At 46.9% G+C, this 16,463-nt stretch carries 12 protein-coding genes; 5 read left to right on the top strand and 7 right to left on the bottom strand.

What is annotated here, in order from left to right; all coding sequences use genetic code 11:
• The 4 genes from pcnB to sfsA all read right to left on the bottom strand — a co-directional run bounded on the left by pcnB (position 1) and on the right by sfsA (position 4,065).
• Complete coding sequence (gene pcnB, locus DXX93_RS18585; protein WP_220347611.1) at positions 1 to 1,338, bottom strand: polynucleotide adenylyltransferase PcnB; 1,338 nt, start codon at positions 1,336 to 1,338, stop codon at positions 1 to 3.
• Positions 1,339 to 1,571: 233 nt separating this feature from the next.
• Positions 1,572 to 2,474 (bottom strand): tRNA glutamyl-Q(34) synthetase GluQRS, encoded by a 903-nt coding sequence (gluQRS, locus tag DXX93_RS18580; RefSeq protein WP_116009409.1) that lies wholly within the window; start codon positions 2,472 to 2,474, stop codon positions 1,572 to 1,574.
• A 38-nt stretch (positions 2,475 to 2,512) separates the two neighbouring features.
• Positions 2,513 to 2,956, bottom strand: coding sequence for an RNA polymerase-binding protein DksA (gene dksA, locus DXX93_RS18575; RefSeq protein WP_116009408.1), 444 nt, complete (start codon positions 2,954 to 2,956; stop codon positions 2,513 to 2,515).
• A 359-nt stretch (positions 2,957 to 3,315) separates the two neighbouring features.
• The gene (gene sfsA / locus DXX93_RS18570) at positions 3,316 to 4,065 is read right to left on the bottom strand and encodes a DNA/RNA nuclease SfsA (protein WP_116009407.1); all 750 of its coding nucleotides are present in this window, start codon (positions 4,063 to 4,065) and stop codon (positions 3,316 to 3,318) included.
• Between the two features lie 211 nt (positions 4,066 to 4,276).
• On the opposite strand from sfsA, the gene DXX93_RS18565 reads away from it, so the two are divergent.
• From DXX93_RS18565 to pepB, 5 genes are all read left to right on the top strand, one after another.
• The gene (locus DXX93_RS18565; protein ID WP_116009406.1) at positions 4,277 to 5,515 is read left to right on the top strand and encodes an immunoglobulin-like domain-containing protein; all 1,239 of its coding nucleotides are present in this window, start codon (positions 4,277 to 4,279) and stop codon (positions 5,513 to 5,515) included.
• A 98-nt stretch (positions 5,516 to 5,613) separates the two neighbouring features.
• Positions 5,614 to 6,564 carry a hypothetical protein gene (locus tag DXX93_RS18560; protein ID WP_116009405.1) on the top strand — a complete coding sequence of 317 codons (951 nt, stop codon included), beginning with the start codon at positions 5,614 to 5,616 and terminating at the stop codon, positions 6,562 to 6,564.
• Between the two features lie 3 nt (positions 6,565 to 6,567).
• Entirely contained in the window at positions 6,568 to 7,104 is a 537-nt protein-coding gene (locus DXX93_RS18555; protein ID WP_147302718.1) for a hypothetical protein, read from the top strand.
• 221 nt (positions 7,105 to 7,325) lie between these two features.
• Complete coding sequence (locus tag DXX93_RS18550; protein ID WP_116009403.1) at positions 7,326 to 8,123, top strand: substrate-binding periplasmic protein; 798 nt, start codon at positions 7,326 to 7,328, stop codon at positions 8,121 to 8,123.
• A gap of 80 nt (positions 8,124 to 8,203) precedes the next feature.
• Positions 8,204 to 9,493 carry an aminopeptidase PepB gene (pepB, locus tag DXX93_RS18545; protein ID WP_116009402.1) on the top strand — a complete coding sequence of 430 codons (1,290 nt, stop codon included), beginning with the start codon at positions 8,204 to 8,206 and terminating at the stop codon, positions 9,491 to 9,493.
• 33 nt (positions 9,494 to 9,526) lie between these two features.
• On the opposite strand, the gene DXX93_RS18540 is transcribed toward pepB, so the two are convergent.
• From DXX93_RS18540 to DXX93_RS18530, 3 genes are all read right to left on the bottom strand, one after another.
• Entirely contained in the window at positions 9,527 to 9,940 is a 414-nt protein-coding gene (locus tag DXX93_RS18540; RefSeq protein ID WP_116009401.1) for a hypothetical protein, read from the bottom strand.
• A gap of 114 nt (positions 9,941 to 10,054) precedes the next feature.
• Complete coding sequence (locus DXX93_RS18535; protein WP_116009400.1) at positions 10,055 to 10,729, bottom strand: 2'-5' RNA ligase family protein; 675 nt, start codon at positions 10,727 to 10,729, stop codon at positions 10,055 to 10,057.
• A 322-nt stretch (positions 10,730 to 11,051) separates the two neighbouring features.
• The gene (locus DXX93_RS18530) at positions 11,052 to 16,445 is read right to left on the bottom strand and encodes a response regulator (RefSeq protein ID WP_116009399.1); all 5,394 of its coding nucleotides are present in this window, start codon (positions 16,443 to 16,445) and stop codon (positions 11,052 to 11,054) included.
• Positions 16,446 to 16,463 lie beyond the last annotated feature (18 nt).

Below are 16,463 nucleotides of genomic sequence, written 5' to 3'. Positions count from 1 at the left end.
TTAATCAGCCTTAGGTGCACTGGCTTTATTGGCGTTGCTGCGAGGTTTGCGGCGTTTACGTACCGTGCGGCGTGACGAGCGCGCACCGCTGACTGATTTAACCATCATTTGCTGTGCTTCGTGCGTTGCCGCTTGAAAGTCTGTCCACCACTTAGCGAGTTCGGCGGTTTCACCACCTTCAATTTCGCCGCGCAAAAGCAAGAAGTCATAACCCGCTCTAAATTTCGGGTGCTCAAACGCTTTATACGCGCGTTTGCCTTCGCGTCTAGCTAACTTGTCCTGCAATATCCAAATGTCTTTCATCGGTGCTTGAAAACGCTTAGGCACGGCAATACTGCGCTGTTGCTCAGACATGACCTCGTGCAGCGCGGCAAAGAAGGCGTCTTGCGGCGTTAACTGGGTTGTTTGCTTTAATTGGTTCACTTGACGAGACAACGGATACCACAGGAAGGCGGCGAGCAAAAACGCTGGTGTCACTCGTTGGTTAGTATTAATGCGCTCGTCGGTGTTGTTCATGGCGAGTTGAATAAAACGCGACATTTGCTCGTTATCGTCAGCATCTGCGGTGGTCAAGCCTTGCTCAACAGTCGGGAAAAGGTACTTAAACAGCTCGTAGTCTCTGAGCATATGAAAATTGGCGAGTGCTTTACCGGACACGAACAGTTTGAGGAATTCTTCAAACATCCGTGCTGGTGGAATATTGTTTAGCAAACTTGCCAACGGCTTGATCGGCTCAGCTGTCTCGCTACTAATATTCATGTCCAGCTTAGTGGCAAAGCGCACTGCGCGTAACATGCGCACAGGATCTTCGCGATAACGAGTTTCAGGATCGCCAATTAAACGAATAGCCCGTTGTTCTATATCGGCGACACCGCCCGCAAAGTCGTAAATGTTGAAGTTTTTAACGCTGTAGTACAACGCATTAATGGTAAAATCACGGCGCTCGGCATCTTCGTCGATGGAACCGTAGATGTTATCGCGCAGTAACATGCCATCAGCACTTTGCTTCGAGGTTTTCTTGCACTCTTTTTGTTTGTCGTTGGCGCTGTCGTGATGACCTCTAAAAGTCGCCACTTCAATAATATCGCGGCCAAAAACAATGTGTGCAAGTCGAAAGCGTCTACCAATCAGGCGACAGTTGCGAAATAGCGCTTTGATCTGCTCAGGGGTTGCGTTGGTGGCGATATCAAAATCTTTTGGTTCAATGCCCAGTAGCATATCGCGTACACCGCCGCCAACAAGGTAGGCTTCGTAACCGCCTTTTTGCAGGCGATAAAGTACCTTCAATGCGTTGTCGCTGATGAACTTGCGTGACACTGTGTGTTGGTCACGAGAAATCACGATGGGGAACTGGCTGTCGGCAAAGGTATTTGCCTGTTTAGCATTGTCTCTACGGAGCATTTTTTTACACAAATTGATAACGCGTTTAATAATCACAACCTCTGAATACAACTCGGAACACAAAGAACATTTTAGGCACTCGCCTTAAAACGGCGCAATTTTAACCTAGCCATCAGTAAAAGAGAACGAAAACTGTTGATGATTAGAATAAAAGTTCTAAACCTAATCGCCTAAGGTGGTAACGCAATACTGGACTGTTTCGGTACGTTAGCCAAGCACCAATGTTCAATAGCCCAATTCAGGATCTCTTCAGGTGTTGCTTCACTTAGCGTGTTCGGCGGTTGCTGTCCTAAAAATTCAAGTGCTTTAATGATACTGGCTTGCGGCGATTTGCGATCAATTGCGGGCGCTTTATTCTGTTTGCTTAGCTTGAAGCCGTCGTGGGTCGTAATTAGCGGTACATGCGCATATTGCGGCGGCTGAGCGTTGAGCGTTTGATACAGGGTTAATTGACGCGCTGTGGGTTCTAACAGATCGCAGCCGCGCACGATATGGGTAATGCCTTGGTCAATGTCATCGCTAACAACCGCGAGTTGATAGGCGTATAAGCCGTCTTTACGCTTAATGATAAAATCTTCACGAGCCAAGTTGGTGTCACATTGCACCGCCCCTTGGATTAGATCTTGGTAATGATTGGTTTGAAATTGATTCCTAAGACGCGTGGCATGGTTTTGGTAAGGCAATGCCAAGTGCTGGCAATGGCCATTGTAAGTGCCGCCACTGGCTTTAATTTGGGCACGCGTACAGGCGCAAGCATAGGTCAAGGCGTGCTGTTCCAGCTCAGTTAGCACCTGCTCATACAAAGCGGATTGTTGGCTTTGATAACGCACGGTTTCATCCCAGTGCAGGCCATAATCTTCCAGCGTCCGCAGAATTTCGTCGGCGGCGCCAGCTTGCTCTCGCGGCGGATCAATGTCTTCGATACGAACAAGCCACAAGCCGTCATTGGCTTTTGCATCTAAGTAGCTCGCCAGTGCCGTTAATAATGAGCCAAAGTGAAGTAAACCAGAAGGGGAGGGAGCAAAGCGGCCGCGATATTGGTTACTCGGCCGCTGAGTTAGCGAAAACGCCATATTGTAGTGTCAATCAATACGTTAGGTATTTAAACGTATTAGCCCGCCATTTGGCGTTCTTTGATTTCCGCTAGTGTTTTACATTCGATACATAAATCGGCTGTAGGGCGCGCTTCTAAGCGGCGAATACCGATTTCGATACCACATGAATTACAGAAACCAAAATCATCTTCTTCAATCAGTTGAAGTGTTTTTTCGATTTTTTTGATCAATTTACGCTCGCGGTCACGAGTACGTAGTTCTAAGCTGAACTCTTCTTCTTGCGCGGCGCGGTCAACTGGATCTGGGAAGTTAGCGGCTTCGTCTTGCATATGAGTTACAGTGCGATCGACTTCTTCACGTAACTGATTACGCCAAGCTTCTAAGATTTTCTTAAAATGCTCTAGCTGATCGCTGTTCATGTACTCTTCACCAGCTTTTTCCTGGTAAGGCGCTACGCCAGCTAATGCGAGAATGCCTAATGCTTTTTGTTTGTCTGGCATGCTGAATCTCCTAATGCTACTAGTCCAGTATGGGGAGTAATGTTACTCACTTGCAAAGCCATCTGACTTCATTTGCCAAAATCAGGTCTTGCGACCTAGTCACCATTTTTCTATCAAGGCTATATTGTGCTTGCTGCAATGGTTTTCAAGAGAAAGTCACGAATAAATAAGGTAACGCAATAAATTCAATAAGTTAATCTATTACTTTACATTTTTTAGCCGACTGACCCTCAACAAGCAAGCCCTTTTAGCAGTATTTACTAGGGTTAGTCAATATTTTTGTGGTGTTGGTTCCAATCAGTTTAGATCTTGATCAAGCTTTATTGTTACATGCTAGGAGCTATCTCAAAGGATAAGCATTAGCGAGTAACTTCATTTGGCGCGCGCCTGACAGGTAAGGCTCGGTTTAGGGTCATTTCTGTCGGAGAAATATCTGCTTGATAAACCAGTACTTCAACACCGGCGGCCATCGCCTCAGCCAATAGCTCAGCGTATTTCGGATCAATGTGCGCTGCTGGGGCAAAACTGGTGATGCCAGAGTGTAAGACCGCAAACAGTAACACCGCCCTGTTTCCTTGCGCGGCGATATGCATCAATTCACGTAAGTGTTTTTGACCGCGCGTCGTGACGGCATCTGGAAAATAGCCGTGGCCGAGTTTAGTGGGCTCTGAATACGCATCTGCGTCGAGTAAGGTGACGCTTTTGACTTCGACATAGGCATTTGGCGATACCCCGTTGGAGAGGAGAATATCAATTTTGCTATTTTCTTCACCGTATTTCACTTCCCGCTCAATGGTGTCATAGCCGTTGAGTTCAGCGATTAATCCTTGGCTAATGGCCTGCTCCGCTAGCTGGTTGGCACGGACGGTATTAACACAAATAAAATCGCCTGCCCGTTGTGTTTCGGTCAGCTCCCAGCTGAACGGGTATTTGCGTTTTGGATTGTCCGACGTACTGTACCAAACGGTATCTCCTGGCTCGGCACAGCCAGTCATGGCGCCAGTGTTGGCAACATGTAAGGTCGTTTCGCTGCCATCGGCCAATATAACGTCGGCAAGAAAGCGCTTGTAGCGTTTGATCAGGGTGGCTTTGTTTAATGACAACTGCATAATACGGCTCAGTTTTGGTGAGAATGGCTTAACTCTGATGTGATGACAGTCTCGATTGTATGTTGTTTGTCACGCAATAGAAAGTGACCTACAAGCTTAAAGCGTACCGTTAATCACTATAAACAAGCCAATGGTCAACCTATCCTGTCGATAAATCTGAGCGACTGCTATTTTTTTACTGGCCTCAAACAAAAATAATAAGGTGGTAAAAATGACGGTTTTAGCCAAAACAAATTTACCTGCGCAAGCCTCGCTGCAAAGATGCTTAATCGTAATAACACTGGGGATTATCGCCCTGCTGTTAAGCAGCTGCGGCGGTTCGCAAGTGCGCCCTTGTGAGCGCAATATTGAAGACTGTCTCGTCGACATCCCGCCACCTGTAGAAGTGTGGTGGGATGCACCACTGCCTGATTTTAGTGAAAACCCCGATCGCCCCGTTATTTCATTGCTCGGTGAGCGTACTCAAGTTTTTTCAGTTGGCGAATTTTACCTTGAAGAAGGAGCGTTGGCAGCAGATGAGCAAGATGGGGATATTTCTGAGCAAATTGTGATCACTGGTGATGTCGATACCAGTCGCGTGGGCGACTATCTAGTGCGTTACGCCGTCACCGATAGCGATGGACAAGCCGCTATTGAGCAAGCACGTGTCATTCGCGTGATCGACAACAACCCCCAACACTTAACGCGGCGACCACTAGGCACAACCGCTGCAAATTTTGGTTATTTTGAGCACTTACCGACCAATTATGGCGAACCAGCTCAGCAAAAGCCGCCGCTGTTAATCTACTTACATGGCAGTGGTGGTAACCTGGAGTTCACGACAGACACAGATCCGGTTACCTCACTTGACGCGGTTTTGGAAAATTATGGGGTTCCTCGGCTGATTGATGACCGAGAGTGGAACAATAATTTGCCCTTTGTTGTCGTGGCGCCGCATTTGGGCACCATTCCCGGAGTCGGTTTTAAAGACCGTCTTGATGCTTTTGTCGACTATGCGATTCACACTTATGATATTGATGTTAATCGCGTTTATTTAACGGGCTGGAGCAGTGGTGGTTATTTAAGTTCAGCTTATGCGGTCGATTTTCCTGAAAAAATTGCCGCTATTGCCCCCATTGCCTCTGGCTTAGCCACCGAGATTGAAGATTTACCCGATGACTTCTGCAATATTGAGCAAGTGCCTGTGTGGCTGTTCCATGGTACCGGCGATCAAATTACCCCCTTCGTTCGCTCAATTCGCGCTTACAATGCCATTGTCGATTTGTGTCAGCCTAGGGTTATTCCCAAGTTATCGCTTATTCTGCAGGCGAGACATCATATTCACCATGCCGTTTACGATTTATCGGCGCTTGTCGGTGGCAGTCAAGAGGCGACTTATGACCCGCGCTATGAACCGTATGACGAAGACATCTTCCAATGGCTGCTCAGTCATAGCTTGCTTGATAGGTAGTGTTTACGCCATGGGTTGACCACATGCGTGTTTTTTTCACCCCACGGTAAGAGAAAATAAGATATAATCTTGGCTAAAATTATTGGTCAGGAAAGTTGATGTTACAGCATTTTTATAGTGAAGAAGCCGTCAGATATAACAGCATGGAAATTGCTGTTATCCTGCAAAAGTTTCGCGAGCTATTGCACTATAATCAGACGCTTAATCAGCACCTGATCAATAATACTTACTGGCTAAAAATGACCGAGCAAGGGCTAACAGATTTATTTCCCTTCATTGAAAAAGGCAAGCTACTACGTACCCTGTACCGGATGAAAGAGCTTGGCTTAATCCTGCAAAAACAAGATCAAAGTAACACCTACTGGTTCACCGTTAACGACCTTCCCGTGGAAAACCCAGCGGCGCCAAGTCATTCAGTTAGCCCGCAAGCACAGGCGTTTGTTAATGGTCAGCAAGTAGAGCCTGCGAGTAAGCGCCTATGGTCAGATGTCAATCAAGAGTTTATTGCGGAATCAGTCGCTAAGTTAGTGGCAAAGCACGGTTATGATCAAAACCACTTCTTTGAGATATGGCATACGTTTGCTGCATCAATGGATGCTAACGGCGAACAACCACCCGCGCGCATGGATCTTATTCAAAAACGCTTTGTTGCCTATGCCAGTAAAGTGCAAATGAACTTAGCGCACGGCAACAGGCGCTATCAGCACACGTATAACCAAACCGCTGAAAAACGCGAACAAGCGGTGGAAGCTTGGCTTGGCTATATTGATAAGATGCCACCGGAATTTGTCTACAAAGTCGATTCTAGTGGCCTACAGGCTTCGCTGGATTTTGTTTGGAATTGCTTTATTCGCAAGTCTTACGAAAAACAAATACCGTTGAAGAATAGCTACCAATTGGAAAATGGCTTTTCGGTTTTTGTTAACACTTGGCGTCAAAACGAGTTGAAAGATCAGCAAAAACCTAGCTATAAACCAAGAGGTGGTTATCAAAAAGTGGATCACAGCGACACCTCGTGGGCGGATGACATCGATTTGGAGGGACTGTAGCCAATGAACAAACGTACGATGGACAACAACCGATACGGTATGGCGCACAGTGCTCCGCAAAACGTGTCATCGACAATGTCTGATTTTAGACAACAATACCAACAACAAGGCCATGGCAATAGCATGGCACAACGTGGCACAGCTGATGTACCTGCTGATTTACAGGTCACCATTAACAAAGTCGTGGAAGCGATCGATGGTATGTATCAGTTTTCCGGCCTGCGAGATACCGACAAAACCAATCGCTATAAAGCCGAGTTAACCAAGGGCTTGTACAGTATTCGCGATCGTATTGATGAGGGAAATTTGAGAAGTGCGTTGAATTTTTTCCGCACTCAAGGAGGCAAGTTCCCGCCGAGCGTACCTGAATTTATACAAGCGGTATTGGGTCAACACGAGGAGCAGGCCAAGCCACCTGAGTTAGTTTGGTTCGACGCTTCAAAGGCGTTGCCAAAACATAGCGCAGAGCAAATGGCTGCGTTTGCAAAGCAAGGTATTGCTGATGCCAGAGCAGTATTAAAAAAGCGCCCTAAGCGCTAGCTATTGGCGGCTGTTTAGGCGCTAGTTAACCATGTTCAGTGCTCACCAGCCTCAAACCTTGTTGTTAAAAGCTCAACTTGATATGGCCTCATGATGCTCGCTTAATTACTGTTGCGTAATAGCTATCGCGCTATTCGTCATAGCATTTGTCATCTACACTCATTGTTGTGATTACAAGTTTTATGGCTGAAACATAGCACATCAAGAAGAATAAGGTCTTTATGAACTTAGCTGTTAACCATCGCTTTTTTCTGACTTTCATTCGCCATGCGGCGCTTTGCACTGGCCTTTTTATGCCTGTACTAAGCTGTGGGCTAACGTATGCACAGCCCATCCAGATGACAGTGTGCATTGATGATCAACTATACATTCCCTATTTCGATAAAGACGAACGCATGGGCGATGATGGCAAGGTCATCGAGCTAATCCAATGGAGCGCCGAGCAGAATAATTTAGTGCTTAAAGTACTGCGTAAAAGCTGGCCGCGTTGTTTAGCGGAAATTGCGTCAGATAAAGTCGATGCCATTATGGCCGCTATTTACACACCAGAGCGGGCTGAATTAATGGCGTTTCCAGATGGCGCAGCACAAGCCAATCCCGACATTTATTTACTGCGCCTACGGTATCCATTTTTTGTTCGCAAAGGGAGTGACTTTCGCTTGCGTGATTACCAACGGCAATCGGGCTTTGGTATTAATGCGCCAAGAGAATACATTGCCCATCAAATGCTTGCGCATATGGAGCTGTTATCAGCCTATGACTATACGCTTGAGAACGGCTTAAAAATGGTCGCGGCCGGCAGGCTTGATGCTTATGTTGTTGAGAGTGCTTCTGGTCATTATGCGGTGGAGCGATTGGCGCTTGAACAACAGCTTCAGGCGACAAGTGAAATCTTAATGGAGCGCTACACCCATATTCCCGTCAGTCGGCAGTTTTATCGCCATTACAAACCTCAAGTAGACAGTTTTTGGCGCGACTTAGCTACCGCCCGTGCAAGGGTATTAGCTGACGTTGACTAGCTAATACCAATTGAAACAAGCACTTTGAAGTAGCATGGGTATATAATGTTGTTATAACAATGACATTTCTGAGGCTAGCGATGACCACTACTTCACTATTCCTATCAAACCAACCTCCTTCTACTGGCTGGCAAGCGAACAACCTGATTCAAGTGATTGATGATCACATTCATGTCTACCTTGAGCCAGAAAGCTTGTACCCATTGCGTGACCTGCAGCGTGCAGGGCGAAAAATAGATGGCTTAGGTGTTAAACATATTCATTTTGACGGCGATGCTTGGTCGGCTGAACAGCAGTGGGCTGTGGCCCTTGGTTTTACCAGCATTGGTAAGCTGACCAATGTTGATTTTAGTGGCGAACAGCAAGCAGAGTTAAGCAAAAAACTGGCAGTGTATGCATGGGCGAGAGACTTAACCAACCAAACACCAGCAGAGCTTTATCCTTTATCGCTGGCAGAAAAGACGGTGACGTATCTGAGCGGGCTTGCTGGCGACAATATTTCAACCACAATTACTGCCGGTGAAGCGCTAGTTGAGCAAGGCTGGCTTGGTATTTACAACGTCGGTAAAGCCAGTGCTAACCCACCTTGTTTACTGGAAGTTGATTACAATCCAACAGGTGATAGCCAAGCGCCAGTTACCGCCTGTTTAGTGGGGAAAGGCATTACCTTTGACAGCGGTGGCTACTCAATTAAATCGAATGCCGGCATGTTTGATATGAAGTGTGACATGGGCGGTGCTGCGGTGGTGGCAGGTGCATTCGCACTGGCCATTGAACAAGGGCTGAACAAGCGCGTAAAACTGTACTTGTGCTGTGCCGAGAACATGATCAATGGCCATGCTTACAAGCTAGGTGATGTTATTCGCTATAAAAACGGTGTCACGATGGAAGTCGCCAATACCGATGCCGAAGGACGAATTGTACTTGCTGACGGCCTGTTAGCTGCGGGTGATACTGGCGCGCCATTGATCATTGACGCTGCTACGTTAACGGGGGCAGCGGTTAGTGCGACCGGTGGTGACTATTCGGCGCTGTTTTCACTGGATCAACAAACGGCAGATCAAGCCATTAACGTGGCTCGGGCGGTCAATGAACCCATTTGGCAATTACCGCTGGAACAATGGCACCAAACTAAATGCCCGTCGGCCTTTGCCGATACGGCCAACAGTCGACCAATTCCTGGAGGTGGCCCGGGCGGCGCAAGTAATGCGGCAGGTTTCTTGAGTCGCTTCGTACCGAACCAAGGCAAAGGTTGGTTACACTTTGATATTGCTGCGGCTTATCATGGAAAAGCAAATGAATTGTGGGCGGTGGGGGCAACCGGTTTGTCAATTGCGACTATTGCTCAGTTAGTGCTGGACGCTGAGTAAGCCTCAAAGCACTAGCCGATCAACAGGCAGCAGCTACATGGCTTGTGGTTGCTGTTTTAAAAAATCTGTCAGCCAAGTTTCTGCACTGTCGATATTGCTGAACACAAAAAATGGCATGCTACAGCTTGAGTAAATACGCCTGAGTTGCATTTGTTGGATGTCGGCATGGGCGTTTTCCAGTAACACAGTTGCATTGGCAACCATATTGTTTTTAGCGCGAAACTTGGTGATATCAACAATGTGGCTTTCTATTTCCGGTGTGAACACGCCATTACCGCGGTAAACCACCAGTGAAGCCCAAGGTTGGTGTTTCATTTCCAGCGTCAGATCAATCATGTCTTGATGATATTGCTCAATGGTTTGCTCGCCTGTTAGCCGCTGTACCTCGACCAGTAAAATATTACCTTTCTTGACCATTTTGTAGTAAGAATCGAGATGCTTGTTCATAACGCCCAGTCCACTTTTTGCCGGGCTATATCAATAGCAAGGTTTGACTTTCTTGCCAAGTAAGCAGATTTTTAGCAAGTTACAAGTTTTTTAAATTATTTATTATTCAAGTATTTATAATGGTTTAGAAATGTTGAAGCGCTCAATTACTTGATAGTCAACGCCATTGGCCGTGGACTTTGAAAGATATAAACTAAAACTTGAAATCGTGAGCACAATAGGTGGAATAAGCACGGAATTAATTTCTTTTTTACCTTCAACTTCCCCCTTTACTTTATCTTCAATTTTACTCTCAACTTTACTTTCACCAAAAGAGAGCTGACTCACTTTTCGGCTCAACGTAATGTGAGGGATAAATTCCCGCTCGGGTATTTTGATGCCTTGGCCTAGGGCTGCGTTAATTAACTGCTTGGCAAGTGCTGCCAGCCAGTGTGGTGTTATTTGCAGACCTGCGTAGAGTACTTTTGCTGTTTGAAATATCGCGAGATGATCGACTGTCAATGTTAGCGGCTGAGGTTGAATATTGGGGCGAGGTTTGGGGGACTGAATTTGGCTATTCGTTGCAGTCTCTTCGGCTGATAAGTTTGCTTTTGGTGGGGCAAATGTTGCTGCAACTTGGTTAATCGCGGTGAGTTGCTCGTCAGTGGCTTGACCAAGAAACGCCAGCGTAAGATGCAAATTCTTAGGGGGCGTAGGTTTTGGTAAAGACGGCAAAATACGCGCTTGCAATGCTGCTAAATCGTGCCTGCCACGCTCATCAATGTCTAACGCATAAAAGTATCGAGCCATAGTGTCTTTTATAAAACAGTGCCTTGTGCAACGCAAGCGTACGGCTTGATTATCGTATCAGGCGTTTTTCATGCCCTAATCCACTAATTTTGCAGCCAATACACTAGCTTTGACGATTTGGTGACAACTCGATGATATTTTGTGTTCGAATAATGAACAGGTGTTTGTGTGCTAAGACCGAGGAAAATGACTGAGGAATATGGCTGAGGGATATGACAGAGGAATACAGAGCTCAAGCGAGTCGTGCGTGACTCGCTTGGCATTATTCGAAAGGCTTACTGATCAGTTTATTAAAGGCGGAAACTGATTAGAAAGTGGCGAATTAAGTCGTCATAACGCTATTAATCGTTTCTGCTAAAGCGGGGAGGTACTGCTCAGCTTGCTCGAAGTCATATTCGCTCAAGGCGCGAGACAACTTGCTCTCTGTTTCATTAGGTAGCAGTGTACTGAGTTGTTTTCGTAAAACGCGCCATGTTTCCTGCGCGTCAGCGTCAAAATCAGTGACCTCTTCACACAGTTGTTGATAAAGCTTGTTGAGCGTAGCTGTGTCGTGTACTGGCTCTGCTGGTTGCGTCTCGTCGCTACTGAGTGGTGGTAGGCTAACTGATTGTATTGATGCGATGACGTTCGCCATTGCCTGCTCTGCGTTGCTAAGCTGAGCGCCATAGCTATGACCTTGCTCAATAATTTGCTCTAGCTGAGCCAGAGTTAACGACAGCTCAGTAGCGCCAATACTTGCTGTGACGCCTTTAAGCGTGTGGGTGGCGCGCACCGCGCCATCAATATCGTTAGTGGTGAGTAGTTGGCGAAGATGGCTAATCGCTTGACTGTGATTGGTCACAAACTTCTCGAGTAAGCTGAGGTAAAGTGGGATATTCCCCGCGATTCTTGCAAGCGCGCTTTCGGTGTCTAAGCCAGCTATTGCTGGTAATGGTGAAGTGTTTTCTGTCAGTGGTTGAGCGCTTGTTAAGCTCTTGTCGGCGACACCTGTCGTTGCGGCTATAGTGTCTGCGTTTATCCCTCTATCGGTCGTCAGTAGTTGATTTAGCGGTTGATTTTTCGGCGCGATCCAGTGGCTTAACATAGCGAATACTTCACTAGGTGATATTGGTTTAGTGAGGTGATCGTTCATGCCTGCCTCTAAACAGCGCTCGCGATCGCCTGCCATGGCATTGGCGGTCATGGCAATAATTGGCAAGCGTTCTTCGCCAATGTGCTCACGTATACGCATTGTTGCTTGGTAGCCATCCATGACCGGCATTTGAATATCCATGAGGACAACATCGTAGGGCAATATAGCCAAGCGCTCACTCTGTTTGTCCGCTTGTTCGTCAGTGTCCATATTAGCCAAAACTTTATCGACCGCTTGCTGACCATCAACGGCAGTATCAACATTGAGGTGTGCCATCTCCAGCAGTTCAGTGGCGATTTGTTGGTTGATTTCGTTGTCTTCTACCAGCAACACATTCGCCCCTCGAATGGCTTCGGTGGAGCTGATATCGAGCTTTTGTGTGGTGATTTGTTGAGTGACTTTCTCACTGCGCCCAAGTGCTTGTAAATTGGCATCAAGCAATGTTGATGCACTCACTGGTTTCGTTAAATAAGCGCTGATGGGTAAATTGTGACAGGCTGCCATCATCTCGTCGCGATCATACGCGGTCAGCATAATAAATTTCGGCGTGACCGAGTGGTGGTTGGCTAATATTTCCTTGATCAGCTCAGCGCCGTTTGTGTGTGGCATTTTCCAATCGGTTAACACAATATCAAAAGGTTGCTGATTTTCTACCGCGCGTTCAATGTGCTGTAAAGCATGCTCGGCTGACTCGGCAATCACGCTATTAAAGCCAATGCTTTGGGCGATGGTTTGCAATATTTCACGCGCGGCCATGCTGTCGTCAACAATCAACACTTTGATATCGGCAGCATCGGCGATGGCGAGTTTAGGTCTACTGACGGGTTCATCTGAGCGGTCAAATTGGGCCGTAAAACTGAACGTACTGCCTTTTTGATATTCACTCTCAACCCAAATTTCTCCCCCCATCATTTCGGTTAAGGTTTTGCAAATTGTTAAACCTAAACCTGTGCCGCCATATTTGCGAGTTGTTGAGGCATCCGCTTGACTGAATGATTTAAACAAGCGTTGCAGATGGGCTTCTGTCATACCGATACCGGTATCACTGACAGAGAATTGTAGCGTTAGCCCTTGTGCTGAGTCTTCTTTGGCCGCTATTTTGATGATGATTTCACCTTGCTCAGTAAATTTGACGGCGTTGCTCGCAAGGTTGATAAGAATTTGTCCTAATCGCAGTGAATCGCCGACTAGGCACGTCGGTAAGCCGGGGGCGAGATCAATTAATAGCTCAATCCCTTTTTGCTGGCTTTTTAAGGCGATGGTTTCAATAACATGATCGAGTGTTTCCGTGAGGTTAAACGGTGCTTGTTCGAGTGTTAATTTGCCTGCTTCAATTTTAGAAAAATCGAGAATATCATTAATAATTCCCAACAGCGCATCAGCCGAGCCGTGAATTTTATTAATGTAATCATGCTGTTTATCGGTGAGGTGAGTTTGCAGCGCCAAATAGCTCATACCGATAATAGCGTTCATGGGGGTGCGAATTTCATGGCTCATATTTGCCAAGAAATCACTTTTGGCTTTCGTGGCTTCTATCGCTGAATTTTTAGCCTGCTCTAGTGCGCGTTGCGCATCTTTACGAATCGTGATGTCGCGCACTGCGCCCGTGAAAAAGTGTGCACCTTCAAAGGTAAAGTCACTCACTGAAATACCAATATCAAAGGTTGAGCCATCGGCGCGTATACCGAGTTGATCAATGATATGGCCGTTAAACATGTCTTCTGGACTAATGTGATGAAACGGTAGCTCCATCAATAACGACAGCGGTTGACCAATAACTTGCGCTTTACTGTAGCCAAACATCAACTCTGCAGAAGGGCCAAAGCTGTCAATAATGCCTTGATCGTTGACTATGATGATTGCATCGGAAGCATTGTCGATAATGGTTTGGGTGCGGTCAATATTGCTTTGCAGCTCGCTCGTGCGCTCTGCAACTAAGCACTCAAGCTCTCCATGTGAGCGGCTTAATGCTGTCGTGGCGCGCGTGCCGAGTTTTAGCGTGAACAAAGTACAGCCGAATAGCAAACTCAGGGCAACACATAGCATACTGATAAGTGTGTATTTGAAAATGGTTAACAGCTGAACTGACTCTTCAAGGTCAACTTCAACTGCCATACCAATGTTCAAATCCGCATCCCAAAGCCAACTACCAACCACTTTGACGCCGCGATAATCGTTATAGCCAACTAGGTTACTGCTAGTGAAACCACGCGTTGCACTCTGTGCCATTTCGGTCAATGGCCACGACGCCATTGCTTGCGCGCTGTATTGCTCGGTGAGCAAGTTTTTTCCGGGATTGCGCAGTGGCAATGTGAGTATTGGCGACTGCTCAGCATTGATTAAGCCAATAGTTTTCAATTGATTTTCAAAACGCACGTTTGAAATAAGTCGCCCTTGTTGATTAAAGGCATAAGTTTCCCCTGTTCGACCCGTGAACCCCGTTGCCAATTGGTTGGAAAACTCTTCGCTCGGATCAAATGCCAGAGCAAGAATGGCAATGGTTTGGCCACCTATATCGGTAATGGGCACAGCAAAAAACAAACGCGTTTGATTGCTTTGGGTTGGCGTTGGGTTAGGTATTGGGCTAAGCACTTGGCTAGGCATTTGAATAGGTGGTAAGAATACTTGGTCACCTGCTAGCACGCCAGTGAGTTGCTCACCATAATACTGCGCCAGTGGGTGCTGTTTGCCTAATTCACTATTACCCATGGCGGATAAGCTCACCATGTCAGGGGAGAGAATATAGAACTCTTGTTGGCCCAACGTTTGGCTGCGGGTAGCAAAAAACTGGCGCAGTTGAGATTGCAGTGGTGAGCGAGTTAATGCCGCGGTACTGGTGTCAATCACGAGCAGTTGTTCAACCATAGCGACCAGATCACTGTGGCTGGATAGGCGACTAAGCAAGAGTCGCTCTTCGTCTATCCAGTTGTTCAATCGGCTGTGAGTTGACGCCAATAATGAGTTGAGATTATAGCCCAATACCTGTTTGGTCTTGTGTTCAGCATTGTTAATCACGATAAAGGCAATGAGCAGCAAAATAACGGCAAGCCCTACCAAGCCTGAGATCACCAAACGTTGAAAACGCGTTGAGCCAAAGCGTTCAGCCAAGCGTTTCTCATCACTGCGTAGCATTAACGTACTTACACCAGTGCCAATTAACAGTAAAACAAGTACTAATGCGATAGCGACATAGTAAAGCTCAAGGTTACTGACAGTAGCGCTCGCTTGGATTTGCGTTACATCGCTAGATTCCAGCCAATGTTGATTCTTTTTGATCAGCCGAGAGACATCGGTTACCGCGAGTACCTTGTTAATGATGCTAAGTAATTCTGGGTGCTGCTGGCCGACAAGAAAATGCAAAGGCTCTGGCGGGACGACTTCTTCATCAAGCATTTTTAAGTTGCGAATACCTGCTGCGGCGATTCGATCGCGCATCACGATTTGTGCGTCGAGCAGGGCGTCTGCTTGGCCTGACAATACGGCGTTAATCGACTGATCAACACTTTCGGTTGCCAGAATATTGGCCGCTGGAAAGCGATTGGTGAAATGTTCAACACTCACGTAGCCACGAGGAATGGCAATGGTGGCATTTGCTAAGTCGTCTAGCTGAGTGAGGTTCTTGTTTTCTTTGAGAACAAATATTTTTTCATGAATGAGGTAATACGGCCTGGAAAAATCGCCGAAGCGTTGTCTCGCTTGGGTCAAGTAAGCGTCTGGGATCAGGTCAATTTCACCTTTGGCTAGTGCTGACAGCAGGTCTTGCCACTGACCACTGACAATTTCAAACTTTAGCCCCGTTTGTGCCGCAATACTTTGCAGTAGCCCGCCTGCAATGCCGCCAAGCTCACCATTGTTTTGCTGAAAAATAAAAGGTGGCCAGTGCTCCACGCCTACTTTGATCGTGGTATTGGCCAACCAGTCACGCTCTTGTTGGTTCAATGTAAATAGCTTTCCTTGACCCTCAACCGCGGCGTGCTGTTGGTTGCGTCGGCTTTGTTCAAGGTGGTTTTTAAAGCCCAAACTGGCCGTCATAAAGGCGTCTTTAGACGCGAAGTAGTCGTCAGAATTGAGCACTTGCATAGCTTGCTGGCGCTTAGTTTGTTTTGCCAAATCAATGGCCTTGGCCTCTAATTCAAGCAGTTTTGCGTTGCTGATAGTCAATCGCTGGATAAATTCAGACTCACTGGCCTCAGGGTGGTGTTGCAACCTTGCGACTAAAATCTCCAGCTGAGGTTTGTGCTCGCGATAACGGGCTAACCACTTTTGCTCTCCTGTAAACACATAACTCAGCACAGACGAGGTTAGCACTTCATCAAGGTATTTTAATTCGGTCGCAATCGCTTGTGCTTTGCGGTTGCCGTGGTCAAAGTGCTTTGTTGATGCCGTGATAGGCAGAGTGTCGGCAGTAGTGTTGCTATTAAGGTGGGGGGCTGGTTGGTGCTCAAGCCGATCATGGGCAAATGCCAAATTGCCGGAGAAAACACCGAGCAATAATAGGGTAAAGACCATCCATTGCGGCCGACAACGAATGCAAGCCAAGCTATGCGAGCCACGGGAAACTGCGGCAAATAGGCTGTTGAGCATGGTGATTGGCTTCCTTAA

The sequence above is a fragment of the Thalassotalea euphylliae genome, from assembly GCF_003390335.1.
Taxonomy (GTDB): Bacteria; Pseudomonadota; Gammaproteobacteria; order Enterobacterales; family Alteromonadaceae; genus Thalassotalea_F; species Thalassotalea_F euphylliae_B.
This window is presented reverse-complemented; position numbering and strand designations above follow the sequence as displayed.

Excerpts from the sequence above, each read along its gene's own strand:
- DXX93_RS18550 (WP_116009403.1), top strand. The coding sequence starts at position 7,326 with ATGAACTTAGCTGTTAACCATCGCTTTTTTCTGACTTTCATTCGCCAT.
- dksA (WP_116009408.1), bottom strand. The coding sequence starts at position 2,956 with ATGCCAGACAAACAAAAAGCATTAGGCATTCTCGCATTAGCTGGCGTA.
- DXX93_RS18565 (WP_116009406.1), top strand. The coding sequence starts at position 4,277 with ATGACGGTTTTAGCCAAAACAAATTTACCTGCGCAAGCCTCGCTGCAA.
- DXX93_RS18540 (WP_116009401.1), bottom strand. The coding sequence starts at position 9,940 with ATGAACAAGCATCTCGATTCTTACTACAAAATGGTCAAGAAAGGTAAT.
- DXX93_RS18530 (WP_116009399.1), bottom strand. The coding sequence starts at position 16,445 with ATGCTCAACAGCCTATTTGCCGCAGTTTCCCGTGGCTCGCATAGCTTG.
- pepB (WP_116009402.1), top strand. The coding sequence starts at position 8,204 with ATGACCACTACTTCACTATTCCTATCAAACCAACCTCCTTCTACTGGC.
- DXX93_RS18560 (WP_116009405.1), top strand. The coding sequence starts at position 5,614 with ATGTTACAGCATTTTTATAGTGAAGAAGCCGTCAGATATAACAGCATG.
- DXX93_RS18535 (WP_116009400.1), bottom strand. The coding sequence starts at position 10,729 with ATGGCTCGATACTTTTATGCGTTAGACATTGATGAGCGTGGCAGGCAC.
- sfsA (WP_116009407.1), bottom strand. The coding sequence starts at position 4,065 with ATGCAGTTGTCATTAAACAAAGCCACCCTGATCAAACGCTACAAGCGC.
- DXX93_RS18555 (WP_147302718.1), top strand. The coding sequence starts at position 6,568 with ATGAACAAACGTACGATGGACAACAACCGATACGGTATGGCGCACAGT.
- gluQRS (WP_116009409.1), bottom strand. The coding sequence starts at position 2,474 with ATGGCGTTTTCGCTAACTCAGCGGCCGAGTAACCAATATCGCGGCCGC.